Origin of the sequence: Pseudomonas sp. NBRC 111133 (genome assembly GCF_001320605.1) — a bacterium.
GTDB lineage: Bacteria > Pseudomonadota > Gammaproteobacteria > Pseudomonadales > Pseudomonadaceae > Aquipseudomonas > Aquipseudomonas monteilii.
Map to the genome: position 1 here is coordinate 30,700 of NZ_BCBJ01000115.1, position 25,280 is coordinate 55,979.

Genomic DNA, 25,280 nt, shown 5'->3' on the forward strand with positions numbered 1-25,280 from the left:
TGCGGTCTGCTTTTTCTTGTAGCTTGCAGCTTAAGGCTTGCGGCGTCTATTTACTCCACCGCAGAATCCGGGAACTGGTCCTGGATGTACTTGATCTCGGTGCGCCCATGCGGCGCCGGCAGGCCGTCTTCACCCAGGTTGACGAAGACCATCTTGTCGACCGTGAGGATGGCCTTGCGGCTGATCTTGTTGCGCACTTCGCACTTGAGGGTGATCGAGGTGCGACCAAACTCGGTGGCGGTGATGCCCAGCTCGATGATGTCGCCCTGGCGCGAAGCGCTGACGAAGTTGATTTCCGAAATGTACTTGGTCACCACGCGCTGGTTGCCCAGCTGGACGATGGCGTAGATCGCCGCCTCTTCATCGATCCAGCGCAACAGGCTGCCACCGAACAGGGTGCCATTGGGGTTGAGGTCTTCGGGTTTAACCCACTTGCGGGTGTGAAAGTTCATCTGTACTCCTGACCTGCTTGGCTAACGTAGAGCAATGATGGCAGAGCGGCCGCCATCGCTCCATTGAACATCGACTATCGTCGCGATTAATCGACAGAAAACCTTGGGCAAGCGGGCGGGGGCGGCTATAATCTGCGCCGCTTCACATGGTTGCCCACAGCGGTGCCATGCCCGCCACCTGTCCGAGGGGCGCTGCAGCAGGCTAGGCCTGTCAGGCTCGGATGGGGCGTTGCTCGCGCTTGCGGGCGCTTAACGCACAACGGCGCCCATTCGCACACTACGAATGGAGGCTCTCATGAGCGCTGCAAACATGCCTGCTGGTTTTACCGATTACAAAGTCGCCGACATCTCCCTGGCCGCCTGGGGCCGTCGCGAAACCATCATTGCCGAATCGGAAATGCCTGCGCTGATGGGCCTGCGTCGCAAGTACCTGGCCGAGCAGCCGCTCAAGGGTGCGAAGATCCTGGGCTGCATCCACATGACCATCCAGACCGCCGTGCTGATCGAAACCCTGGTAGCCCTGGGTGCCGAAGTGCGCTGGTCGTCCTGCAACATCTTCTCCACTCAAGACCAGGCCGCCGCATCCATCGCCGCCGCCGGTATTCCGGTATTCGCCTGGAAAGGTGAAACCGAAGAAGAGTACGAGTGGTGCCTGGAGCAGACCATCCTGAAAGATGGCCAGCCTTGGGACGCCAACATGGTCCTCGACGACGGCGGCGACCTGACCGAGCTGCTGCACAAGAAGTACCCGCAGGTACTGGACCGCGTGCACGGTGTGACCGAAGAGACCACCACCGGCGTACACCGCCTGCTGGACATGCTGGCCAAGGGCGAGCTGAAAGTGCCGGCCATCAACGTCAACGACTCGGTCACCAAGAGCAAGAACGACAACAAGTACGGCTGCCGTCACAGCCTGAGCGACGCCATCAAGCGCGGCACCGACCACCTGCTGTCGGGCAAGCAAGCCCTGGTGATCGGCTACGGTGACGTGGGCAAGGGCTCGGCCCAATCCCTGCGTCAGGAAGGCATGATCGTCAAGGTCACCGAAGTTGACCCGATCTGCGCCATGCAGGCCTGCATGGACGGCTTCGAGCTGGTCTCGCCGTTCATCGACGGTATCAACAATGGCACCGAAGCCAGCATCGACAAGGCCCTGCTGGGCAAGATCGACCTGATCGTGACCACCACCGGTAACGTCAACGTCTGCGACGCCAACATGCTCAAGGCCCTGAAGAAGCGTGCGGTGGTCTGCAACATCGGCCACTTCGACAACGAGATCGACACTGCCTTCATGCGCAAGAACTGGGCCTGGGAAGAGGTCAAGCCGCAGGTGCACAAGATTCACCGTACCGGCGCTGGCAGCTTCGACCCACAGAACGACGACTACCTGATCCTGCTGGCCGAAGGCCGCCTGGTCAACCTGGGTAACGCCACCGGCCACCCAAGCCGCATCATGGACGGTTCGTTCGCCAACCAGGTTCTGGCCCAGATCTTCCTGTTCGAGCAGAAGTTCGCCGACCTGTCGGCCGAGAAGAAAGCCGAGCGCCTGACCGTTGAAGTGCTGCCGAAGAAACTCGACGAAGAAGTGGCCCTGGAAATGGTCCGCGGCTTCGGCGGCGTGGTTACCCAGCTGACCAAGCAACAAGCCGACTACATCGGTGTGACCGTCGAAGGCCCGTTCAAGCCGCACGCCTACCGCTACTAAGCGGCAAGCTTGAAGCTTCAAGCGGCAAGCAAAAGCAGCGCGTGCCGTTGCCGCTTGCAGCTCTCGCTTCAAGGATCTTGAATGATGCCCAAGCCAGATCGGCCAACACCGATCTGGCTTTTACTTGCAGCTTGCCGCTAGAAGCTCGCTGCTTGAGGAACGAGTGATGTCACAAGAACGCCGCTACAGTTTCGAGTTCTTCCCAACCAAGACCGACGCCGGTCACGAAAAGCTGATGGGCGTTGCCCGCCAGCTGGCCACCTACAACCCGGACTTCTTCTCCTGCACCTACGGTGCCGGCGGCTCCACCCGCGACCGCACGCTGAACACCGTGCTGCAGCTGGAAAGCGAAGTGAAGGTACCTGCCGCGCCGCACCTGTCGTGCGTGGGCGACTCCAAGGATGACCTGCGCGCCCTGCTGGCCGAGTACAAGGCCGCCGGCATCAAACGCATCGTCGCCCTGCGTGGCGACCTGCCGTCGGGCATGGGCATGGCCAGTGGCGAACTGCGCTACGCCAGCGACCTGGTCGAGTTCATCCGCCAGGAAACCGCCGATCACTTCCACCTGGAAGTGGCCGCCTACCCTGAGATGCACCCACAGGCGCGCAACTTCGAGGCCGACCTGGCCAACTTCGTGCACAAGGTCAAGGCCGGTGCCGACAGCGCCATTACCCAGTACTTCTTCAACGCCGACAGCTACTTCTACTTCGTCGAGCGTGCACAGAAGCTGGGCGTGGACATCCCGGTGGTGCCTGGCATCATGCCAATCACCAACTACAGCAAGCTGGCCCGCTTCTCCGACGCCTGTGGCGCCGAGATCCCGCGCTGGATCCGCAAGCAGCTGGAAGCCTATGCCGACGACACCGCCAGCATCCAGGCCTTCGGCGAAGAAGTGATCACCCGCATGTGCGAACAGCTGCTGCAAGGCGGCGCACCGGGCCTGCACTTCTACACCTTGAACCAGGCCGAACCGAGCCTGGCGATCTGGAACAACCTCAAGCTGCCGCGCTGAAATCTTTTGGCAAAGTCTGCTTAAGAAATGATTAAGGCTTTGGTCATAGACTAAAGCCTTATTCATTTTCGGGTTACACAGGTCTTGCCTGCCATGCAGCATCCCCAGCCACCGCGTCCACAGCTTGTCTACCTGGCTTTTGGCCCGGCAACCTATCACCAGGAAGCCTGCTTCAGCATCGTCAGCGCCCTTGCCCACCTGGGTACGGCACGTGAAGCCATGGACATCCAGGTGTACACCGACAACCCGCAGCCCTATGCCGAACTGCCTGTCAGCATCCAACTGCTGGACGAAGCCACGCGCCAGGCATGGAACGCCCCCCACGGTTATCACTTTCGCAGCAAGCACGTGCTGTTGCGCCAGGTGCTGCAGCAACACCCGCTGGCGGTGCTGATCGACACCGACACCTTTTTCCGGGCCTCGCCACTGCAGCTGTTCGCCCGCGTGGCACCGGGCAAGCTGCTGTGCAATGCCATCGGCCCGCGCTACGGCGCGAACCAGAAGTGCCTGCTGTACAAGAACCTGCTGACCATTTTGCAAGGCCGGGGCCTGGCCGACTGCCAGATGCCACTGATCAACTCCGGCGTGATCGGCCTTACGGCCGAGGACGCCAGCACACTCGACAGTTCCATCGCCATGATGGACGAGTTCTACCCGCTGGCGCGCGAGGCCTACACGCTAGAAGAGTTCTGCCTGGCGGTGGCGGCATACCGTAGGATGGCGGTGGCCGAGTGCACCGATGTCATCCACCACTACTGGAGCCGCAAGGCGCAATTCCGTGCCAAGATCCAGGCCTGGCTGCGCAAGCACGGCCACGACCCGCTGAGCCAGGCGGCGCTGGCTGACGTCAAGCTGGTCAACGACCAGCTACCCCGGCCACCCGCGCTGCACCGCCTGGGCTACAAGGCGTTGAGCATGACCCTGCCCAGGCACGAGCGCCAGTTCGCCCGCGAGTTGCTCTATGGCTGCTACCCCTACCCCAATGAGTTCGACCGTGCTTGCGCGCCGGCCTGGTGGGACAAGGCCCTGGAAAACCTCAACGCCCGCTACGGCCGGCTGCAGCCCGAGCAACTGCGCCAGTGCTTGCGCCACCCAGGGCTGCGGCTGTCGCTGGGTGAGCGGCGCAAGGAAATCGAGACACATTTGCTGAGGTCCTCCCACATTTGAGTGGGCCGGCACAGGAGAACGCCAGCCCCCTCTGGCCTAGAACAGGCCGAGCGCGTAATCTCCGGCCATGCCTCTCGTCGCCCGCCTGTTCTGCACCCTGCTGCTCGCCTGCCTGAGCCCGTCGGCCTTGGGCGAGCGTCTGCGCCTGGTGTCCGATGACTGGGCACCCTACATCTACCAGCAGAATGGCCAACCCCACGGCATCGACTACGAAGTCACCACCGAGGTGTTCAAACGCCTCGGCGTCCAGGTGGAATGGCAGTTCCTTCCATGGAAGCGCTGCCTGGCAATGATCGAGCAAGGCCTGGCTGACGGGATTATGGACATCTTCCAGACCGAAGCCCGGCGCCCCTACCTGGTCTATGCCCCCGAGCCCTTGTCGCAAGTCGAATTCGTGTTGTTCCAGGCGCGCGCACGCCGCCACCCTGTGACCGGCCCAGACGACCTCGCGGGCCTCACCATCGGCACCTCGCCCGGCTATGCCTACGGCGCCGCGTTCAACGAGGCTACAGATTTCCGTCGGGAAGCCGCCCCCACCCAGGAAGCCAACTTCGGCAAGCTGCTGCTGGGCCGTATCGACCTGGCAATCACCGATCGCACGGTTGGTCATTACCTGCTCCGGCAACTGGGCCTGGAACAGCAAGTCGAGGCGCTGCCGCTGGTGATCAACCGCCAGGCCCAGTACCTGGGGCTGGTACGCAAACCCGGGCGTGAGGCATTGGCCCAGGCCTTTGCCGAAGCACTGCAGCGCTTCAAACAGGAACCGGCCTTCGCCGCCATCAACCAGCGCTACACCGGCGACATCGGAAACATTCTCAACGCCGTTGAGCAGCAGGAAAGCAGCACAGCGCGTTAGCTCTGTTATACTCGGGCCTTCCCGCCCGGCTCACGCCCGGACGCTCGGCCTCGCAACAGGCATCCCGATCGGCACCGACGCCCCTTCGCGTCCACCCTCCGTTTCCCGGATGTGCAGTGAAAGCCCAGCTGGACCGGACGCGATCGCATCCCGCCGATGCCCGTCGCGCCAGGCAGAACATCCCAACGGGCCCAGCCCACACGAGAACAGGATCGCCCATGTCCTTTGCTTCCCTCGGTCTCTCCGAGGCTCTTGTCCGCGCTATCGAGGCTGCGGGCTATACCCAGCCGACCCCCGTGCAACAGCGGGCCATTCCCGCCGTGTTGCAAGGCCGTGACCTGATGGTTGCCGCACAGACAGGTACTGGTAAAACCGGCGGTTTCGCCCTGCCGATTCTCGAGCGCCTGTTCCCGGCCGGCCACCCCGACAAGTCGCAACGTCACGGCCCGCGCCAGCCACGCGTGCTGGTCCTGACCCCGACCCGCGAACTGGCAGCCCAGGTGCACGACAGCTTCAAGGTGTATGCCCGCGACCTGCCACTGGTCAGCGCCTGCATCTTCGGCGGCGTTGGCATGAACCCGCAGATCCAGGCCATCGCCAAAGGCGTTGACGTGCTGGTTGCCTGCCCGGGCCGCCTGCTCGACCTGGCCGGCCAAGGCAAGGTCGACCTGGCCCACGTGGAAATCCTGGTGCTCGACGAAGCCGACCGCATGCTCGACATGGGCTTCATCCACGACGTCAAGAAAGTACTGGCCCGCCTGCCGGCCAAGCGCCAGAACCTGCTGTTCTCGGCCACCTTCTCCAAGGACATCACCGACCTCGCCGACAAGCTTCTGCATAACCCGGAGCGTATCGAGGTCACCCCGCCGAACACCACGGTCGAGCGTATCGAGCAACGCGTCTACCGCCTGCCTGCCAGCCACAAGCGCGCGCTGCTGGCACACCTGATTACCCTGGGTGCCTGGGAACAGGTGCTGGTGTTCACCCGTACCAAGCACGGCGCCAACCGCCTGGCCGAGTACCTGGAAAAGCACGGCCTGACCGCCGCTGCGATCCACGGCAACAAGAGCCAGAACGCCCGCACCAAGGCGCTGGCCGACTTCAAGGCCAACAGCGTGCGCGTGCTGGTCGCCACCGACATCGCCGCTCGCGGTCTGGACATCGACCAACTGCCTCATGTGGTCAACTTCGAGCTGCCCAATGTCGAGGAAGATTACGTTCACCGCATTGGCCGTACCGGCCGTGCCGGTCGTTCGGGCGAGGCAATTTCCATGGTCGCGCCAGATGAAGAGAAGCTGCTCAAGAGCATCGAACGGGTGACCAAGCAGCGCATCCCGGATGGCGACCTGATGGGCTTTGACGCCAGCCAGGTAGAAGCCGAAAAGCCTGAAGTGCGCGAGCGCCCGCAAAACAACGGACGCGGTGGTCGTAACCAGCAGGCCCGTGGCGAAGGCGGCAAAGACGCCAACGGCGGCCGCAAGGACAAAGGCAAGGATAAAGGCAAGGCCAAGCAGCAGGCTGCGGACAAGCCGGCTGACAAGGAAAAGAGCGGCGACAAGCAACAGCAGCCGCGCAAGCCGCGTGACAAGAAGCCGCGCCAGCAGCAACAGCAGCAGGCCAGCAACAGCAGCGTGCCGAAAGCGCCAGCCGACCGTGACCCAGAAGAGTTCTTGGACGACGATATCGACAACTTCGGTAACCGCGCTGACTACGTCAGCCCCTACCAGGGCAAGAACCAGGGCCGCAACCGCCGCCCAGGTGGTGCCGGTCAGGGCCAGGGCAATGGCCAGCGCAGCAATGCCGGTGGCCAGGGCCAGGCCCGCAGTGGTGGCCAACAGCGCAGTGGCGGCGGCGGCGAAAAACGCCCACCTCGCGCCAACAACGGTGGCGGTGCCCGTCGCGATGGCGGCGGCGCAGGCCGTGGCCGCCCTGCCCGTGACGATGCCGCCCGGCAAGAGCCGGCCGTGCGCAACCCGCGCCAGCCGGAAAAACAGCCGGTGATCATCCGCAAGGAATCCAAGCTCGACCGTTACCCAACGCCTGAGCAGCTGGATGACCTGCCAAGCCGCCCGCGCGGTGAACGCCCAGCCTTGTTGACCCGAAAAGGCTAAGAAACGAAAACGCCGCCCAAAGGGCGGCGTTTTTTATTGCCGAAGCATCACTTACTTCTGCTTCACGCCTTCAACACTGATGTCCAGGTCCAGGGTCTGCGAAGTCGGGCCTGGGCCCTTGATGCCGAAGTCGTTCAGGTTCAGCGTGGTGGTGGCGTTAAAGCCAGCACGCTCGCCGCCCCATGGGTCCTTGCCTTCGCCATTGAAGGTAGCCTTGAAGGTGACCGGCTTGGTCACGCCGTGCATGGTCAGGTCGCCAGTCACGTCAGCCGTCTTGTCGCCAGTCGACTTGACGCTGGTGGAGACGAACTTGGCTTCCGGGTACTTCTTCACGTCGAGGAAATCGGCACTGGCGATGTGCTTGTCACGCTCGGCGTGGTTCGACCACAGGCTGGCGGTTTTCAGGTCGACGTTGATCTTGCTGGCTTCAGGCTTGGCGCTGTCCCAAGTGAAGTTACCGTCGAAGTCCTTGAAGGTACCGTGGATGAAGCTGTAGCCCAGGTGGCTGATTTTCCAGTCAACGAACGCGTGCTGGCCTTCCTTGTCGATCTTGTACTCGGCGGCCATGGCCTGGCCAGCGGAGAGCAGTGCGGTACCGAGCGCCAGAGCGGCAAAAGTCTTTTTCAACATCCTGTTCCTTCCTATGCAATTGAGGTTGAGGGTCAAGCTTTGCGGCCCAGCATGCGGGTCAGGGTCGCATCACGGTCGATGAAATGGTGCTTGAGCGCTGCCAAGGCATGCAGCACGGCAAAAATGACCAGGCCCCAGGCCAGCCACAGGTGAATCACACCCGCCACGTCTGCCTGATCGGGCAAGTCGCTGATCAATGCCGGCACTTCGAACAGGCCGAACACCGGAATGCCGACCCCGTCGGCGGTGGAAATCAGATAACCGGCCGCCATCACCGCAAACAGCCCAAGGTACAGGGCCAGGTGCCCCAGCTTGGCCGCCAGGCGGGTGAAGGCGCCATGGTTGGCCGGCGCCGGAGGTGGCGGGCTGACGAAGCGCCAGACTACGCGCAGCAACATCACCGCCAACAGCACCAGGCCGATGCTCTTGTGCAGGTCCGGGCCGGCTTTGCGCCAAGGGCTGTAATAGTCGAGGCCGACCATCCACAAGCCCAGGCCAAACAGGCCGAAGACTGCCAGCGCCACACCCCAGTGCAAGATGATGCTGACCACGCCGTAGCGAGAAGATGAATTGCGCAGTTGCATGTTGGCGTGTTTCCCCGTGAAAGCTGTACACAGACTAACGCGAAATGTATCGAATAAAAGCGGAAAAAATTGCTTCGGATTATCGAGAAATCCGATAGTTATTCTGTAACCTTCCCATTAAGGAAACATTAACGATAGCCGGAGAGTTCAGGGTTGCCAGTGCCGGCCCTTTCGCGGGTAAACCCGCTCCCACAAGGATCGCGCTGCTCTTGAAAACTATGCCGGACCTGTGGGAGCGGGTTTACCCGCGAAAGGGCCGGCACTGTCGATCAGTCAGCCAGCCTTGGCCTGGGTATTGGCCACAGGTTTCTTGGTCGGTTCGGACTTGGCAGTCGCCTTCTTGGTCTCGGCAGGCTTGTGCGCCGGCGCATGCTTGGCCGGGGCCGCCTTGGTCGCTGCTGGCTTGGCAGCCGCCTCCTTGACCACAGGTGCAGGCGCAACCGGGGCCGGCGCGGCTTGTGGAGCTGGCGCGGGTGCCGGCGCCACTTCCTCAGCCTTGGCGATCGGCTCGGCCTTCACTTGCGGCTTGTCCGCCCCGCCAAACAGGCGCTTGAAGAAGCCCGGTTTGTCCTGCTTGGCCTCTTCGACCTTTTTCGGCTCCTCTTTCACTGGCGCCTTGTCAGCCTTGTCGGACGAACCACCGAACAGATTGGAGAAGAAACCGCCCTTGCTTTCCTTGGCGGCCACCGCACCGGCTGCCGCTGCCGCCGCAACCGGCGCCACTTTGGCCGGGTCGAACGACTTGCCGGCCAACAGGTCCTGCACTTGGCTGGCCGCACGCTGGCCGCTGCGCAGGGCACCTTCCAGGGTGCCAGGGTACAGGGCATCGGTATGCTCACCGGCAAAGGTGATGCGTTGCACCGGGCGCTCCCACAAGCGCCAGTACTTGCTGATCTGCCCCGGGCCATAAGCCAGGTAGGCGCCACCGGTGCCGGCGTCGGTGCTGTAGCGCTTGAGCTCGTAACCGGTAAACGCACCACGGGCCTGTGGGTAGAACGCATGCAGGCGGATCAGCACCTGGTCGACCATCTGCTTGTCGCCAAATGCCTGCAGCAAGCGGGCGTTGTCGCCGGACAGGTTGATCACCACATTGGCGCCGCCCTTGAGCGCAGGCTCGATCCACAGCATGCCGAGGCCGGCGTTACTGAAGATTTCGCCCGACATGCGTGCGCGGCTTTCCCACACCGGCTTCTTGAACTTGAGCATCAGCTGGTCGCGCCAGCCATAGTTGGTGCCCTTCAACGCTGCCAGGTGCTGGTTGTCCAGGCCCGGGGTCATCTGGATCTTGGCCAGGGCGCGCAGCGGCACGGCCATGACCAGGTAATCGGCCTGGTAGCCGACGCTGCCGACTTTTACCGTTACCCCGTCCTTGTCCTGGACGATGGCGGTAACCGGCGAGCTGGTCTTGATGGTTTTCAGCTGTTTGACGAACGCCTGGGCCAGCACCGGGCTGCCACCTGGCAGGCGTGCGGCACGCAGGTCGCGGTCGCTGACGCCACGGTACACGCGGTTCTGCTGGGCGAAGTACAGCAGCGACAGGCGCGACGGCTCATCGTAGCGGGTACGGATCTGCTGGTTGACCAGCTGACGGGCCGTGGCCGGCAGCTGCAACTTGTCGAGCCAGGTAGAGACGTTGATCTGGTCGAGGGCAAACAATGTGCTGGTTGCCTGCGGGTTCAGCGGGTCGTCGATGGAGCGGGCCAGGTCGTCGAGGGTTTTCTCGTAGCGCTTGAGTGCTTCGGCGGTAGCCGGCTGCTTGGTGGCCAGGTCGGTGGCGCTGAAATACTCGCCGTCGATCAGGTAACCGGGGGTACGCACGAACTCCGGCGCCGGCAGTGTTTCAAGCTTGAAACGGTCCAGGTACTGATTAAGCACCGGCTGCGCCTTGGCGTTGCCGATCCATTCACTGGTGGCCAGGCCCGAACGCCCGCCCATGCCCGATTTGGCTTCCAGCAGGGTCACCTGCCAGCCTTTGTTCTGCAGCTCGTAGGCTGCCGTCAGGCCTGCCAGGCCGCCACCCACCACGATTGCCGTAGGCGTCTTGTCCTTTGCCAGCGCGGCGCCGCTGGACACACCAATCAATACCAACGCGCACAGGCGCACCCAAGCAGCAGCCATGTCGGCGAACTCCGAGTCAGAGGTTACAGATACGGGAAGAGGCAGGAATGCCCCGAGAAATGCGTTAAGAATACGTCACCTCCGCCAACCCTGCCAGCGCAGTGACATCAAGTGCTTTTGGCAACTGACATTTTTGCCAGTAGTCATGTCACACGGCCGCAGGCGAAGCTGGCGAAGATGGCCAAAAGCCCCGCCAGGAGGGCATGCGCATGATCTTCGAGGAGCATTTCCAGCACGTCGAACGGCAGTTTCTGTGGCACAAGCAGACGCTTCATATGGCCTCCGGCCTGAGCATCCGCTCGAATAGCACCTCGTGGACCGGCTTTCATGAAGCGTTCAAGGGTGAAGATGGCACCGAGCTGGTGATCGGTGAGCACAGCGATGTGGAAATCGTCTTCGCCCAGGAAGTCGAGTGCCTGCGGCTGGAATACTATGTGGTCAGCGACTTTCTTTGCGACGACCTGCACATGTTGTTCAATACTGAAAGCGTTGACTACGACCTGATTGCCCCGATCCCACGCAACTTCTACTGGCTCACCGTGGAAGGCAGCGGCTTACGCGACTTGCGCCCCGGCCCCATTGCCACGCATCCCTACCATCAGGTGATCGACGGCCCGTTCCGCCGCCTGACCATCTCTACCTCCCAGGCCGGCACCGTACACATCCGGCGCCTCGAATGGACCGGCACTCACCGCCATTGAAAGGCAGCGGTTGTCCTGCCCTGCGGCTTTGCTTAGGCTTACGCGGTCGAACCACGCCGCAAAGCCAGGAGAAGCGCCCATGGGCCTCAATGATCAGTGGATGCAACGTGACCTCAAGGTCCTGTGGCACCCCTGCACCCAGATGAAAGACCACGAGCAGCTGCCGCTGATCCCGATCAAGCGCGGCGAAGGTGTGTGGCTGGAGGACTTCGAAGGCAAGCGCTACCTGGACGCGGTGAGCAGCTGGTGGGTCAACGTGTTCGGCCATGCCAACCCGCGCATCAACCAGCGCATCAAGGACCAGGTCGACCAGCTGGAACATGTGATTCTGGCCGGTTTCAGCCACCAGCCTGTGATCGAGCTGTCCGAGCGCCTGGTGGCCATGACGCCGGCCGGACTCGACCGGGTGTTCTATGCCGACAATGGCTCGTCGTGCATCGAAGTGGCGCTGAAGATGAGCTTCCACTACTGGCAAAACGTCGGCAAGCCAGGCAAGAAGCGCTTCGTTACCCTGACCAACAGCTACCACGGCGAAACCATTGCCGCCATGTCGGTGGGCGATGTGCCGCTGTTCACCGAAACCTACAAGGCGCTGCTGCTGGATACCCTCAAGGTGCCCAGCCCCGACTGCTACCTGCGCCCCGAGGGCATGAGCTGGGAAGAGCACTCGCGCAACATGTTCCATGCCATGGAACAGACCCTGGCCGAGCACCACGCCTCCATCAGCGCCGTGATCGTCGAGCCGCTGATCCAGGGCGCTGGCGGCATGCGCATGTACCACCCGGTGTACCTCAAGCTGCTGCGTGAGGCCTGCGACCGCTACGACGTGCACCTGATCCACGACGAGATCGCCGTGGGCTTTGGCCGCACCGGCACGATGTTCGCGTGTGAACAGGCGGGCATCCGCCCAGACTTCCTGTGCCTGTCCAAGGCCCTGACCGGTGGTTACCTGCCGTTGGCCGCCTGCCTGACTACCGACAAGGTGTACCAGGCGTTCTACGACGACTACCCGACCCTGCGCGCATTCCTGCACTCGCACAGCTACACCGGCAACCCGCTGGCATGTGCTGCAGCGCTGGCCACCCTGGACATCTTTGAGCAGGACAACGTGATCGAGGCCAACAAGGCCTTGGCTACGCGCATGGCCAGCGCCACCGCGCACCTGGCCGATCATGCTCATGTTGCCGAAATTCGCCAGACCGGCATGGCCCTGGCCATCGAGATGGTCAAGGACAAGGCTGGCAAGGTTGCCTACCCTTGGCAGGAGCGGCGTGGCCTGAAGGTGTTCGAGCATGCCCTGACCCGCGGCGCACTGCTGCGCCCTCTGGGCAGCGTGGTGTACTTCCTGCCGCCTTACGTGATCACACCCGAGCAGATCGACTTCCTGGCGGAAGTGGCCAGTGAAGGCATCGACATTGCTACCCGGGAAAGCGTCAGCGTTGCCGTGCCGGCCAACTTCCACCCCGACTTCCGCGACCCGGGCTAGGTCCGGCGGCCAACCACCAAACCCTGTGGGAGCGAGTTCACCCGCGAATGCGATAGTGGATCCAGCATCGCATTCGCGGGTAAACCCGCTCCCACAGGGTCACATGATCCTTTTTCGTTCGAGCTGATCCATGAGACTGTCCCGCTTCTTCATCGACGCCCCCCTGAGCCTTGGCGAGCACGACCTGCCCGAAGCCCAAGCCCACTACATCGGCCGGGTACTGCGCATGGCCCCCGGCGATGCCGTGCAGCTGTTCGACGGCAGCGGCCAGGAATACCTCGGCCAGTTGCTTGAAGTGGGCAAGAAAACCGTACGCGTCAGCCTCGACCGGGCCCTGCCCGGCCAGGCCGACTCGCCACTGCACGTGCACCTCGGCCAGGGCCTCTCCCGTGGCGAGCGTATGGACTGGGCGATCCAGAAGGCCACCGAACTGGGTGCCAACGAGATCACCCCGATCGTCAGCGAACGCTGCGAAGTGCGCCTGAAAGACGAACGCGCCGACAAGCGACTGGCCCACTGGCGCCAGGTGGCGATCAGCGCTTGCGAACAATGCGGCCGGTCGACCTTGCCCGTCATCCACCCACCGATCACGCTGGCCGAATGGCTGAACAGCACCAAAGCCGAGCTGAGACTGGTATTGCACCCGGTGGCCGAGCCGCTCACCAGCCACGAAAAGCCTGCGACCCTGGCCTTCCTGATCGGCCCCGAAGGCGGCCTGAGCGAGGCCGAAGTCGAACAGGCCAAGGCATCCGGCTTCCATGCCGCACGCCTCGGCCCAAGGGTACTGCGTACCGAAACTGCGCCCGTGGTGGCGCTGTCGGTGGCACAGCAACTGTGGGGCGATTTTTAATTAGCGTACGTAGAACGACACCGCCACGAAGTGCATGAGGCTGCCGGCGATCACGAACAAGTGCCAGATGCCGTGCCCGTGGCGCAAGCGGCTGTCCAAGGCGAAGAAGATGATGCCGACGGTGTAGAACACCCCGCCGGCAGCCAGCCAGGCAAAACCGGCAGTGCCCAGCGAGTGGAGCAAGGGATTGACCGCCACCAGCACGATCCAGCCCATCACCGCGTAGATGATGATCGACAGAATCCGCGCCTCGGAGCGCGGTTTGATCTCTTGCAGCATGCCGATCACCGCCAGCCCCCAAACCACGCCAAACAAGCTCCAACCCCAGGGGCCGCGCAGGCTGACCAGGCAGAAGGGTGTGTAGCTTCCGGCGATCAGCAGGTAGATCGACAGGTGATCGAGCTTGCGCATGATCACCTTCGCCCGCCCACGGGTGCTGTGGTACAAGGTGGAGATGCTGTACAGCAACAACAGCGTGCTGCCGTAGATGGAGAAACTGACGATCTTCCAAGGGTCGCCTTGCAGGCCTGCGACCACGATCAGCCAGATGGCACCGATACAGGCCAGGACAGCACCCACCAGGTGGGTCCAGGCGTTGAAGCGTTCACCGTAATACATGCAAACACAGACCTCCCCCAACAGCTGTAAGTTTCAAGCGGCAAGCAGCAAGTGAATCGCGATAGCATTGATGTCATCGCTCTGGCTTGCAACTTTCCGCTGCAGCTTACAGCGCTCCTGGTTGCAGTTCCGCGTCACGCACCAGCCTTTCCAGCCCGGCCAGGTCCGGCACCCGCGCCACTTGCTCCCCCACCTGCACCGCCGCCAGTTCCAGGCGCCCCAGCGCCACATCCACATAATTCAGCTGGCTGTCGAGCTTGCACGAACGCGGAATGTCCTGCAGCAACAGCGCCAAATAACGCAGCCCGGTGTCGCCCAGGGCGTTGAGCACCACAACCCGCGCCCGCTCGCCGCACGGCGTCTCACCACCACACGCCGCTTCGAACCCGATCAGCGGCAGGCGCTGCTGTCGCCAGTCGATCCAGCCCAGGTGCCAGGCCGGCTCACCGCGCTGGCACACCAAATTGCGCTGACCGCTCAACTCGGCCACCGCAACGTTAGGCAACACCAAAGTACGGTCGCCCAAGGGCAGCAACAGCCCGGTCAGGCTGCTGCGCTGCCCGGCAATCAGTTCAAGCATGGGGCTGGCTCCAGTGTGCAATGCTCTGCAGCAACAACGACTCCTGATACGGCTTGCCCAGGTATTCGTTGACGCCGATGGCCATGGCGCGGTCGCGGTGCTTCTGCCCGGTACGCGAGGTGATCATGATGATCGGTAGGTCTTTCAGCCGCGCGTCACGGCGAATGCGGGTGGCCACCTCGAAGCCGTCCATGCGCGGCATCTCGATATCCAGCAGCAACACGTCGGGGCGGTGCTCTTCCAGCAAGGCCATGGCATCGACCCCGTCCTTGGCCGTCAGCACGCTCATGCCGTGGCGTTCCAGCAAGCGGCTGGTGACCTTGCGCACAGTCACCGAGTCGTCCACTACCATCACCAACAATGCGCGGCGCGGCACCGGGCCGAGCAACTGGCGCGGGGTGCCGCCACCGGGCAAACGGGCCAGGCGCCGCTGCTGGCCGCGCAGTTGGCCAAGCAGGTCGAGAATCAGCACGACCCGGCCATCGCCCAGCAGCGTCGCCCCCGACAGCCCGGCAACCGCAGCAAACTGCGGCCCCAGGCTCTTCACCACGATCTCGCGGCTGGGCGACAGGCTATCGGCCTGAATGGCGAACGATTGCTCCTTGGCGTGCACCAGCAGCACCGGCAACGGCACACTCTGCCCCAGCAAGGCGGGGCGCGGCAGGCCTTGCAGCAACTCGCCCAGATAACGCAGCTCATATTCATGGCCGGCATACACATAGCGGGGCGGGTCCAGCTGATAACACGCCGCCAGCTCTGCCGGCGGCACACGGACGATGCCCTCGATGGTATTCAGCGGGATCGCGTACTGCTCTTCGCCCAAATGCACCATCAGCGCACGGTTGATCGATACGGTGAACGGCAGGCGGATCAAGAAGCGTGCGCCCTTGCCCTGGGCCGACTCGATGCTCATCGAGCCCCCCAACTGCTTGACCTCTTCGTGCACCACGTCCATGCCCAGGCCACGCCCCGAAATCTGGGTGATCTTTTCAGCGGTGGAAAAGCCCGGGCGCAGGATGAACTGCAAGATCTCGTGATCGCTCAACTGTGCCTGCGGGTCCAGCAGGCCACGCTTGATCGCCTTGCGCCGCACGGCTTCAAGAGGCACACCGGCACCATCGTCGGTCATTTCGATGACGATATCGGCGCCTTCGTGCAGCAGGTTCAGGTGGATGGTGCCCTGCTCCGGCTTGCCGGCAGCCAGGCGCGCTTCGCGGCTTTCCAGGCCATGGTCCACAGCATTGCGCAGCATGTGCTCCAGCGGCGCCACCATGCGCTCCAGCACGCTGCGGTCAAGTTCGCCTTGGGCGTTGCCGACCACCAGTTCTACCTGCTTGCCCAGCTCGCTGGCCACCTGCCGCACCACGCGCTGCAAGCGCGGCACAAGGCGCTCGAACGGCACCATCAAGGTCGCGGTCAGGCCTTCCTGCAACTGGCTGTTCACCCGCGCCTGCTGCTGCAGCAGGCTGTAAGCCTCCTGGGCACGCTGAGCCAGGGTTTCCTTCAGGTCGAGCAAGTCCGAGGCGGACTCGAACAAGGCCCGCGACAACTGTTGCAACTGTGAATGGCGGTCCATTTCCAGCGGATCGAAATCGTCATAGGCATCGCCTTCGAACTGCTGACGACTGGAGATTCGCCCTTGGGTCTCGATGTCCAGGCGCAGCAGCTGGTCGCGCATGCGCTCAAGGGTGGTCTCCATCTCGTTGAGGGTAAACTGTGCATCGTTGACTTGCTGCTCGATGCGCCCACGAATGATCGAATGCTCACCCGCCAGGTTACCCAGGTCGTCGAGCAACTCGGCATCGACCTTGACCATGTCGCCTGGCGCCCGCTCTGGCGCTGCTGTCGGCACCTCGTTGGCGGCGGCTTCGACCGGCCCTTGGCCGGCAGCACTGTCGGTCAGGGCCGCGCTGCTGAAGTTACGGATATAGTCGATCAGCGCCGTGGCGGCATGCAGTGGCTGCCCCAGGCGCACGGCATCGAGCATGTGCGCCAGGCGGTCGTGGCAGTTCTGCAACAGCGCGAACAAAGGCGCGCTCGGCGGCAAGCGGCCGGCAGCCAGCAGTTCGTACAGAAACTCCAGTTCGTGAGCCAGGTCACCGATGGGGGCAATTTCGACCATGCGCGCCACACCCTTGAGGGTGTGCAGGTCGCGCATCAGGTTGTCTACCTCGACGCTGCTGCGCGGGTCGGCCTGCCATCGCGCCAGGGCTGCGGCGGCGCTTTCGACGATGTCCGAGCTTTCTTCGAGGAACACTTCCAGCAGCTCTTCGCCTGGGCTTTCAGGCTCCTCAACCAGAGGCTCGGTCATGTCAGGCAGCTGCGGCTGATGGGGCAGCCCCAGGCCCAGGGTATCGGCCACGTCCATGTCCGGGTGCAACGGCGTGACCGTGTCGATGCCCACCAGGCCAGTGGCCTCTGGCGCCAACGCTTGGTCCAGCAGATTGCGCAGGCCGTCGACCGTTTCGGACCGCGGCGCGATGTCCTGCCCGGCCGCCACTTCATCGAGCATGTCCAGCAGGGCTTCCTGGGCGCGCTGGGCGTGGGCGAAGAAGCGCGCATTGGCAGGCAGGCTGCCCTCTTCCACGGCGCCATACAGGTCCAGTAAGGCCTCGCACACCTCATCCATCTGCCACAAGTCGGCCAGGTGCGCGGCGTGGCCGAGGGTGGTCAGCTGGTCGAGCAGGGTGTCCAGCGCATCACGTTGCCCAGGCTGTTGCTGCCAGCGCGACAGCAACGACTCGGCATCGAGCAGGATATCCATCGCCTGGGCCAGGAAACTGGCGACCAACTGCGGGTCGCGCTTGCCGCGCCGGACATGCTGCGGGTCGTCATGCAAGCTGGCCAGGCGCGCGTCTACGGCCTGGCCAACCTGTTCGATCAGCTCCGCAGCACCAGGGATGGCGGCCAACGGCGTGCTGTCGAGTTGCGCCAGGCCCAGGTGGAACAGCGAGCGTGCGGCTTCCAGCCATTCGATCTCGGCCATTTGCAAAGGCAGTTGGTGGCCCTTGTATTCCCGGACCAGGCGGTCGAAGGCGGTGGCCAGCTCTGCGACCGGCATCACCCCGGCCATGGCAGCGCTGCCCTTGAGCGTATGCAGGGCGCGCTGCAGGCCATCGCTGACCGGCGTATCGTGGCCGTCTGCGCCCTGCAGAAACACATCGAGGCTGGCCAGGTGGCCTTGCGCCTCAGTGCGGAAAATATCCAGCAGCAACGGGTCGAGGCCATCGATATCGGCAGCACCCGGTACGTCGTTTTCTGCCAGGGCATGCAGGTGCCCAGCCAACTGTTCGATTTCGGTCAGTTGCGGCAACTGGCCAGCCGCAAAGTCGGCCAGCAAATCGGGTAGGTGGACGAACACTTGCTGCAGGGCCACCACGCCCTCCGGGCTCAGCACGCTACGGCCCTCCAGCACCCGGTTCAGCAGGTGCTCGGCGCCCCAGGCCAGCTCGGCCACCGCTTCGGCATGCACCATGCGACCGCTGCCCTTGAGCGTATGCAGCGCACGGCGTACTTCCCCCAGCGCCTCGCGCTGCTGGTTGTCGGCACGCCAGCGCAGCCAGTGCCGCTCGATCTCCGGCAGCAACTCACCGGCTTCATCGAGAAACACCCCGCGCAGCTCGTCATCAATGCCGTCGCCATTGGCATCCTGGCCTGCACGGGTGTCGGCCTGCGCACAATACACGCCCAGCGCTGCCAGGCTTGCACGGGCCATGTCGATGAACGGCTGGGCATCCGCCAGCGGGTCGGCCACCCGCCATTGCAGGTAGCATTCGGCGGCACTCATGGCTTCACCCAGGTGGGCCAGCTCATCGGCGGGCGGCTCGACATCCAGGTGCTGCAACCAGCGCTGCACATAGCTGACGCAGCCGGCGAACAGCTCGGCTACGGCGGGCAGCATCAACATGGCCAGCGCGCCGCGAATCTGCTGCAGCAGCCCCGGCAATGGTTGCAGACGTTGGCGCGGCCAGTCGGACTCCAGGTAGTCGCCGATCAGGTCCTTGGCCTGCTGCAGTACGTTCAGCGATTCGTTCAGCACCAGCTGACGTATCTCGGCCAAGTCCGAGCCTGGCAGCCCGCCCTGCCCGTTTTCTTCCAGCGGGCCGACCATGCCGTTCAGCGAAGCCTCCACGTACAGCAAGGCGCCCGCCACATCCATCAGTACCGCGTCGTCCACCACGCGCTCGCCCTGGGCCAGGGCCTGCAGCGCCAGCACCTGGTCGATGATGACCCGCCGTGGTTGCTGGAAGCCCAGCACAGCCAGGGTATCGGCCACATGACGCAGCGGCGCCAGCAGGGCATCGAGCTGCTCGCTGTGCTGGCGGTCGCTGCGCACGAACTGGTCCAGGCGCTCCTTGATGCGCATCAGGTCGTCGCACAGTGCGGTCACCACCGAGCGCAGGGCATCGCGGCCCGGCCCGGCCTGCAGTTGTTCACGCCAATTGCCCAGCGACAGGTCAAGGTTGGCCAGGTCGTCAGACCCGGCAAAACGCTGTGCTGCACCGCTGATCAGGCTGGCTTGGGCCAAGGGCTCGATACCTCGGCAGGCACGTAACTGATTGAGCAGCGGCAGCATCACCAAGGGCAGGTCGTGGCGGGCACCGCGCAAGCGCTCAAGGTACGAGGGCAATTGCTCCAGGCCACGAAACAGCGCCCCCAGGCAATCGCCCCGTGGGCTGACCTGGCCGTCGGCCAGCGCCTTGGCGAACAGTTCCAGCTCTTCGGCCAGGCGCGTCGCACCGCGCAGCTCAAGCATGCGCAGGCAACCCTGTACCTGATGCAGGTTGTCGACCACAAAGGCCAGCATCGACAGGTCGCCCGGTTCGCCGGCAAAACGCTCCAGCGCCTGGCGCGCCTGGCCCAGGCAGTCGAGGATGGCAGCCTTGGTCCAGGCCAGCGCTACCGTGTCGTGGCGCTCGGGACTTACAGCAGCAGAAGCCATGGGCACTCCTCAGCGCGGCGCATCGGTGGGGCTTTGCGCAGGTGGCGGCAGGGTGAAACCGGACACCGAACGGCGCATCTCGCTGGCCATGCGGGCCAAGTGGCGGATGCTGTCGGCGGTGGCACCGGAGCCGGCGGAGGTTTGCGCGGTAATCTGCTGGATCACCGCCATGGTGTGGGAAATCTGCCCGGCCGACGAGGTCTGCAACTGGGCGGCGTCAGAGATGCTGTGGATAAGATCGGCCAGGTTCTGCGATACCCCTTCGATCTCGGCCAGCGCCACCCCGGCATCCTGCGCCAGGCGAGCGCCACGCACCACTTCGGCGGTGGTCTGCTCCATGGAGATGACTGCCTCGTTGGTGTCGGCCTGAATGGTACGCACCAGCGCCTCGATCTGCCGGGTGGCCGACGACGAGCGCTCTGCCAGGCGCTGCACTTCGTCGGCAACCACGGCAAAACCACGGCCAGCCTCGCCGGCCAGCGAGGCCTGGATGGCCGCGTTGAGTGCAAGGATGTTGGTCTGATCGGCAATGTCGTCGATCAGGCTGACGATGTCGCCGATTTCCTGGGAAGACTCGCCCAGGCGTTTGATCCGCTTGGCGGTGTCCTGGATCTGCTCGCGAATGTTGTCCATGCCGTTGATGGTGTTATGCACCACCTCGTTACCCTTGTTGGCGATGGCCACCGAGCGCTCGGCCACCTTGGCCGACTCGTAGGCATGCGCCGAAACCCGGTCGATCGACTCGACCATGTCGCCGACCGCCTCGGAGGCCTCGCTGATCTGCTCGGCCTGGTGCTCGGAAGCCTTGGCCAGCTGGCGGGCGGTGTTCTGGGTGTCCTGTACGGCAGCGGCAACCTGCACGGCGCTGTGGTTGATGGTGGCGACCAGGTCGCGCAGCTGGTCCACGGAATAGTTGATCGAATCGGCAATGGCGCCGGTGAAGTCTTCGGTCACCGATACGGTCACGGTCAGATCGCCATCGGCGAGCTCTTCGATTTCATCCAGCAGACGCATGATTGCCTGCTGGTTGCGTTCGTTCTTTTCTGCCGTTTCGCGCAGCTGGCGGTTGGTGGTGCGCACCATGACCAAGCCGATGAGGATGATCGAGGCCAGCGCCAGCAGGCCCAAGGCATAGCCGCCAACGGTATCGAGGGTGCGTCCACCGGCCAGGTTCTCGAAACCGTTGGCCAGGTGTGACGCCTCGTCCAGCAGGGTTTGCGACAGGCTGAAGATGTTGCCCGCGGCCTCACGCACGCGGAACAGTTCGGGCGAGGTTTCGAGAATTTCGTCGACCGAGCCCGCGACGAACTGGAACAGCTCGGCGATTTCGGCCAGGCGTGCACGGGCATCGGCGTCCTCTACACGGGTTACCTGGATGGCCGCGTTACCACTGAGCATCCCCTCCAGCACCTGGCCAAAGCGCCCGGCATCGCGGCCAAAGGCATCCGCCGCCTGAGCGGCGGTATCGTCACCCGCCAGCACGGTGTTGACCGAGCCGAGGATGCGCTCGGCCAGCAACAGTTGGCGCTGCGCCACCGCCACCTGGTTGGCCGGAGCGCCGCTTTGCAGCAGGATCTCGACCACTTTTTCGTATTCCACCTGCAACTGCGGCACGGTTTCGGCCAGCGTGGCCGCTACCTGGTGCAGCGACAGCACGGTCTGCTCACTGGCCAGGATGGTGTCGGTATTCTTGCGCAGGTTTTCCCAGTCGCGGCGTACCGCTTCCATCTCGTCTCGCACCGTAGGCGGCGCAGCCGGCAACCCGGTGGACTTGTCACCCTGGCGCAGGTAGCCCCAGCGCCGCTCGAAGTCGTTGCGTGCATCCGACAGCAGCTTGAAGGCCAGGGCCTTGCCCGCGGCGGCTTCGGTGGCGTTCTTGGCAATGCGCTGAGACAGCACCCGCAGCTCGCCGGCATGGCCGATGTACTGCTTGTCGTAGTTGGACTGGGTGTTCAGGTAGGCAAAGTTGGCGAACAGCAGGATGATCGACAGGATCAGGATCAGAAACAGCACGGTGATCTGCGCGATGCTGCGGGTACGTGGGGTCACGGTGGTGGCAGTGACGGGGGTGGCAGGCTTGTTCACGTTCGCAGGTCCTATAACGCCACATCAAGAAAGCCCGGCGCCTGGGCCAAGGCGAAGGGGCTGAAAATTGCCCAGTTGCGTTCACGCGGGAAGTGCCCCTGCACGAAACGTGCAGCGGCGCGGATCAATGGCTGCGGCGGCGACAGTTGCAGGCTGTCGAGGGCGAAGTGTTGCAGGCCAAGTACCTCGTCCACCAGCAAACCAACGAACAGGTCGTCGTGGTCCAGCACCAGCACCCGCCGCTGCTTGCCCGGCGCGGCGTGGCCCAGGCCGAAGAAGCTGCTCAGGTCCATCACCGGCAACAGCCGGCCACGCAGGTTGGCCACCCCGCACACCCACGGTTGCACACCCGGGACGCGGCTGCTTCGCGGTTCGCGCAGTACCTCGGCCACCTCCCCCATGGGCGCGACGAACCACTGCCCGGCAATGCGAAAGCCGATACCGCTCCACTGTTGCAGGCGGTTGTCCTGTGGGGGCTGGTCGGCGACCAGCAGGCGGCAGCGCCGGTCGATGTCCAGCAACAACTCGAAGGCGGTCAGCGACGCGCCTTGCGGGCGGGTGGTCAAGCCCCCAGCACTTCTTTGAGCTTGGCGATCAGCGCGTCTTCTTCCACCGGTTTGGTCAGGAAGTCACGGGCGCCCTGGCGCGTGGCCCAGATGCGGTCGGTTTCCTGGTCCTTGGTGGTGACCACGATCACGGGGATGGCGGCGGTTTCCGGGTCCTTGCTGAGCTGGCGGGTGGCCTGAAAGCCGTTCATGCCGGGCATGACGATGTCCATCAGCACCGCGTCGGGCTTGTCCTGCCGGGCCAGCGCCACGCCATCGGCACCGTTGCTGGCCTTGAGCACCTGGTAGCCGTGCTTTTCCAGCCACTCGGTCAAGCGGTACATCTCTGTCGGCGAGTCGTCGACAATCAGAACTCGGGCCATGCTGTTTCCCCATCAGAAAAGTAAGGCCGTGCCATGGCGGGGCACGGTCAGGGTGCGGGTTGTTGGGTTGCGGCAAAACCGGGCACGTGGGCGCGGATCGCATCGAGCAGTTCTTCTTTGCTGAACGGCTTGGTCAGAAACTGATCAGAACCGACCACCCGGCCGCGGGCTTTGTCGAACAGGCCGTCGCGCGACGACAGCAGGATGACCGGCGTGTCCTTGAAAGCACTGTTGTGCTTGATCACGGCGCAGGTCTGGTAGCCGTCCAGGCGCGGCATCAGCACATCGACGAAGATGATGCCGGGCTGGTGGTCGACGATCTTGGCCAGGGCATCGAAGCCATCGCTGGCGGTGATCACCTCGCAGCCCGCTTCACCGAGCAACATCTGTGCAGTGCGGCGGATCGTGCGGGAATCGTCGATCACCATCACCTTCAGGGGTTGTTCCATAGACGCCTACCAATGGAAATTAGCTGCATTTTTAGCACACTCCGGGTGGCCATTCCATCTGCGCCGCCCCTTGACCGGCGGCGTTTGCGGCGCCACCCTGAGCCACTTTTCTTTCGAGCCATCGCGGCACCTGCCGCCAAGAGGAACCACCCCATGAGCGTACGCCTCGGCATTGTCATGGACCCCATCGCGTCCATCTCCTACAAGAAGGACAGCTCGCTGGCCATGCTGCTGGCCGCCCAGGCACGCGGCTGGAGCCTGTTCTACATGGAACAACAAGACCTGTACCAGGGCGAAAGCAAGGCCCGCGCCCGCATGCGCCCGCTGAAGGTGTTTGCCGACCCGGCGCACTGGTTCGAACTGGGCGAAGAGCAGGACAGCCCCCTGGCCGAACTGGACGTGATCCTGATGCGCAAGGACCCGCCGTTCGACATGGAATTCGTCTACAGCACCTACTTGCTGGAACAGGCCGAAAATGATGGCGTGCTGGTGGTCAACCGCCCGCAGAGCCTGCGCGACTGCAATGAGAAGATGTTCGCCACGCTGTTCCCGCAGTGCACCACGCCGACCCTGGTCAGCCGCCGCCCGGACATCATTCGTGAATTCGCGGCCAAGCATGCCGATGTGATCCTCAAGCCGCTGGACGGCATGGGCGGTACATCGATCTTCCGCCACCGGGCTGGCGACCCCAACCTGTCGGTGATCCTGGAAACCCTGACCGCGCTGGGCACCCAGCAGATCATGGCCCAGGCCTACCTGCCGGCGATCAAAGACGGTGACAAGCGGATCCTGATGATCGACGGCGAGCCCGTGGACTATTGCCTGGCGCGCATCCCGGCCAGCGGCGAAACCCGCGGCAACCTGGCCGCCGGCGGCCGTGGCGAGGCCCGCCCGTTGACCGACCGCGACCGCTGGATTGCCGCCCAGGTGGGCCCGACCCTGCGCGAAAAGGGCCTGCTGTTCGTGGGCCTGGACGTGATCGGCGATTACCTCACCGAAATCAACGTCACCAGCCCTACCTGCATCCGCGAAATCGATGCCGCCTACAACACCGATATCGGTGGCAAGTTGATGGATGCCATTGATCGCAAGCTGAAGGCGCGCTGACAGCCAACGCGAAGCAAAACCGCAGAGTGGGGTATGATGCCGGTCCTATTCGACTGAGCTGCTGCCCCGCCCTGCGGTTGCTGGATACCTGATGACGCTGCCCGCTGACATCCCCGCCACCCTGCTGCCTCCCCGTGTTCGCCCGGTGGACCGGCTTGGCTTTACCCTGTTCCTGGCTGCCCTGGTGCACCTGGCGCTGATCCTTGGCGTCGGCTTCAGCGTGGTCAAGCCTGCCGAAATCCGCCACACCATGGACATCACCCTGGCCACCTTCAAGAGCGAGAAACCGCCCGAGAAGGCCGATTTCCAGGCCCAGGACAACCAGCAGGGCAGCGGCACCCTGGACAAGAAAGCGGTGCCCACAACCACTGAATTGGCACCGTTCCAGGACAGCAAGATCAACAAGATCACCCCGCCGCCTGCCGCCAAGCCCGAGGTGGTGCCGCCCCCTACCCCACAAAAGTCGGCGGTAGTGACCACAGCGCCCAAGCCGCAGAAGGTTGAGCCCAAACCCAAGGAAAGCAAGCCACAGCCCAAGCCGGCGGCGCCAGCGCCAGACTTCGACAGCTCGCAGCTGTCCAGCCAGATCGCCAGCCTGGAAGCGGAGCTGTCCAACGAACAGCAGATGTACGCCAAGCGGCCGAAGATTCACCGGCTGAATGCTGCATCGACCATGCGCGACAAGGGCGCCTGGTACAAGGAAGAGTGGCGCAAGAAGGTCGAGCGGGTGGGTAACCTGAACTACCCCGACGAAGCGCGCCGGCAACAGATTTACGGCAATTTGCGGATGATGGTGTCGATCAACCGCGATGGTTCGTTGTATGAGGTGCTGGTGCTGGAATCGTCGGGGCAGCCGGTGCTGGACCAGGCGGCGCAACGTATTGTGCGACTGGCGGCGC

General features: G+C 63.7%; 21 protein-coding genes and 1 riboswitch. Of the genes, 10 read left to right on the forward strand and 11 right to left on the reverse strand.

Annotated elements, in window-relative coordinates; genetic code table 11:
* Positions 1-50 precede the first annotated feature (50 nt).
* Positions 51-452 (reverse strand): acyl-CoA thioesterase, encoded by a 402-nt coding sequence (locus APH36_RS25230; protein WP_016712397.1) that lies wholly within the window; start codon positions 450-452, stop codon positions 51-53.
* Between the two features lie 178 nt (positions 453-630).
* A riboswitch (S-adenosyl-L-homocysteine riboswitch) is annotated at positions 631-727 on the forward strand.
* Between the two features lie 20 nt (positions 728-747).
* Here APH36_RS25230 and ahcY point away from each other — a divergent pair.
* The 5 genes from ahcY to APH36_RS25255 all read left to right on the forward strand — a co-directional run bounded on the left by ahcY (position 748) and on the right by APH36_RS25255 (position 7,303).
* Positions 748-2,157, forward strand: a complete 1,410-nt coding sequence (ahcY, locus tag APH36_RS25235; RefSeq protein ID WP_060501020.1) for an adenosylhomocysteinase — start codon at positions 748-750, stop codon at positions 2,155-2,157.
* A gap of 166 nt (positions 2,158-2,323) precedes the next feature.
* A complete protein-coding gene (gene metF, locus APH36_RS25240) occupies positions 2,324-3,169 on the forward strand; it encodes a methylenetetrahydrofolate reductase [NAD(P)H] (protein WP_060501022.1) in 846 nt (281 codons plus the stop codon).
* Between the two features lie 93 nt (positions 3,170-3,262).
* Entirely contained in the window at positions 3,263-4,336 is a 1,074-nt protein-coding gene (locus tag APH36_RS25245; protein WP_060501024.1) for a hypothetical protein, read from the forward strand.
* Between the two features lie 67 nt (positions 4,337-4,403).
* On the forward strand, positions 4,404-5,192 hold the full coding sequence (locus tag APH36_RS25250) for an ABC transporter substrate-binding protein (RefSeq protein ID WP_060501026.1): 789 nt from the start codon (positions 4,404-4,406) through the stop codon (positions 5,190-5,192).
* 218 nt (positions 5,193-5,410) lie between these two features.
* Entirely contained in the window at positions 5,411-7,303 is a 1,893-nt protein-coding gene (locus APH36_RS25255; protein WP_060501028.1) for a DEAD/DEAH box helicase, read from the forward strand.
* 51 nt (positions 7,304-7,354) lie between these two features.
* Here the strand turns inward: APH36_RS25255 and APH36_RS25260 are convergent, their stop codons facing one another.
* From APH36_RS25260 to APH36_RS25270, 3 genes are all read right to left on the reverse strand, one after another.
* A complete protein-coding gene (locus tag APH36_RS25260; RefSeq protein WP_060501030.1) occupies positions 7,355-7,933 on the reverse strand; it encodes a YceI family protein in 579 nt (192 codons plus the stop codon).
* A 32-nt stretch (positions 7,934-7,965) separates the two neighbouring features.
* Positions 7,966-8,517 carry a cytochrome b gene (locus tag APH36_RS25265; RefSeq protein WP_019096619.1) on the reverse strand — a complete coding sequence of 184 codons (552 nt, stop codon included), beginning with the start codon at positions 8,515-8,517 and terminating at the stop codon, positions 7,966-7,968.
* Between the two features lie 273 nt (positions 8,518-8,790).
* Positions 8,791-10,635, reverse strand: a complete 1,845-nt coding sequence (locus APH36_RS25270) for a flavin monoamine oxidase family protein (protein ID WP_060501032.1) — start codon at positions 10,633-10,635, stop codon at positions 8,791-8,793.
* Positions 10,636-10,844: 209 nt separating this feature from the next.
* On the opposite strand from APH36_RS25270, the gene APH36_RS25275 reads away from it, so the two are divergent.
* From APH36_RS25275 to APH36_RS25285, 3 genes are all read left to right on the forward strand, one after another.
* Positions 10,845-11,336 (forward strand): hypothetical protein, encoded by a 492-nt coding sequence (locus APH36_RS25275; RefSeq protein WP_060501034.1) that lies wholly within the window; start codon positions 10,845-10,847, stop codon positions 11,334-11,336.
* A gap of 79 nt (positions 11,337-11,415) precedes the next feature.
* Positions 11,416-12,822: an adenosylmethionine--8-amino-7-oxononanoate transaminase gene (locus APH36_RS25280; RefSeq protein WP_060501036.1), complete on the forward strand. Its 1,407-nt coding sequence runs from the start codon at positions 11,416-11,418 to the stop codon at positions 12,820-12,822.
* Between the two features lie 130 nt (positions 12,823-12,952).
* On the forward strand, positions 12,953-13,672 hold the full coding sequence (locus APH36_RS25285; RefSeq protein WP_060501038.1) for a 16S rRNA (uracil(1498)-N(3))-methyltransferase: 720 nt from the start codon (positions 12,953-12,955) through the stop codon (positions 13,670-13,672).
* Here the strand turns inward: APH36_RS25285 and APH36_RS25290 are convergent, their stop codons facing one another.
* From APH36_RS25290 to APH36_RS25320, 7 genes are all read right to left on the reverse strand, one after another.
* Positions 13,673-14,290, reverse strand: a complete 618-nt coding sequence (locus APH36_RS25290; RefSeq protein WP_060501040.1) for a hemolysin III family protein — start codon at positions 14,288-14,290, stop codon at positions 13,673-13,675. It abuts the gene before it with no gap.
* 106 nt (positions 14,291-14,396) lie between these two features.
* Positions 14,397-14,870, reverse strand: coding sequence for a chemotaxis protein CheW (locus APH36_RS25295; protein ID WP_060501042.1), 474 nt, complete (start codon positions 14,868-14,870; stop codon positions 14,397-14,399).
* Positions 14,863-19,812: an Hpt domain-containing protein gene (locus APH36_RS25300; protein ID WP_060501044.1), complete on the reverse strand. Its 4,950-nt coding sequence runs from the start codon at positions 19,810-19,812 to the stop codon at positions 14,863-14,865. Before APH36_RS25300 ends, APH36_RS25295 begins: the two co-directional genes overlap by 8 nt.
* A gap of 9 nt (positions 19,813-19,821) precedes the next feature.
* Positions 19,822-21,861, reverse strand: a complete 2,040-nt coding sequence (locus tag APH36_RS25305) for a methyl-accepting chemotaxis protein (protein ID WP_223623663.1) — start codon at positions 21,859-21,861, stop codon at positions 19,822-19,824.
* A 47-nt stretch (positions 21,862-21,908) separates the two neighbouring features.
* On the reverse strand, positions 21,909-22,463 hold the full coding sequence (locus APH36_RS25310; RefSeq protein ID WP_012274550.1) for a chemotaxis protein CheW: 555 nt from the start codon (positions 22,461-22,463) through the stop codon (positions 21,909-21,911).
* Positions 22,460-22,825, reverse strand: coding sequence for a twitching motility response regulator PilH (pilH, locus tag APH36_RS25315; RefSeq protein WP_016712413.1), 366 nt, complete (start codon positions 22,823-22,825; stop codon positions 22,460-22,462). Before pilH ends, APH36_RS25310 begins: the two co-directional genes overlap by 4 nt.
* A 47-nt stretch (positions 22,826-22,872) precedes the next feature.
* Positions 22,873-23,274 carry a PleD family two-component system response regulator gene (locus tag APH36_RS25320; RefSeq protein WP_060501047.1) on the reverse strand — a complete coding sequence of 134 codons (402 nt, stop codon included), beginning with the start codon at positions 23,272-23,274 and terminating at the stop codon, positions 22,873-22,875.
* A gap of 153 nt (positions 23,275-23,427) precedes the next feature.
* On the opposite strand from APH36_RS25320, the gene gshB reads away from it, so the two are divergent.
* Together gshB and APH36_RS25330 are read left to right on the forward strand one after the other, a co-directional pair.
* Entirely contained in the window at positions 23,428-24,381 is a 954-nt protein-coding gene (gshB, locus tag APH36_RS25325) for a glutathione synthase (protein ID WP_060501049.1), read from the forward strand.
* A gap of 91 nt (positions 24,382-24,472) precedes the next feature.
* A partial coding sequence (locus APH36_RS25330) for an energy transducer TonB (protein WP_060501051.1) occupies positions 24,473-25,280 on the forward strand: 808 nt, incomplete at its 3' end.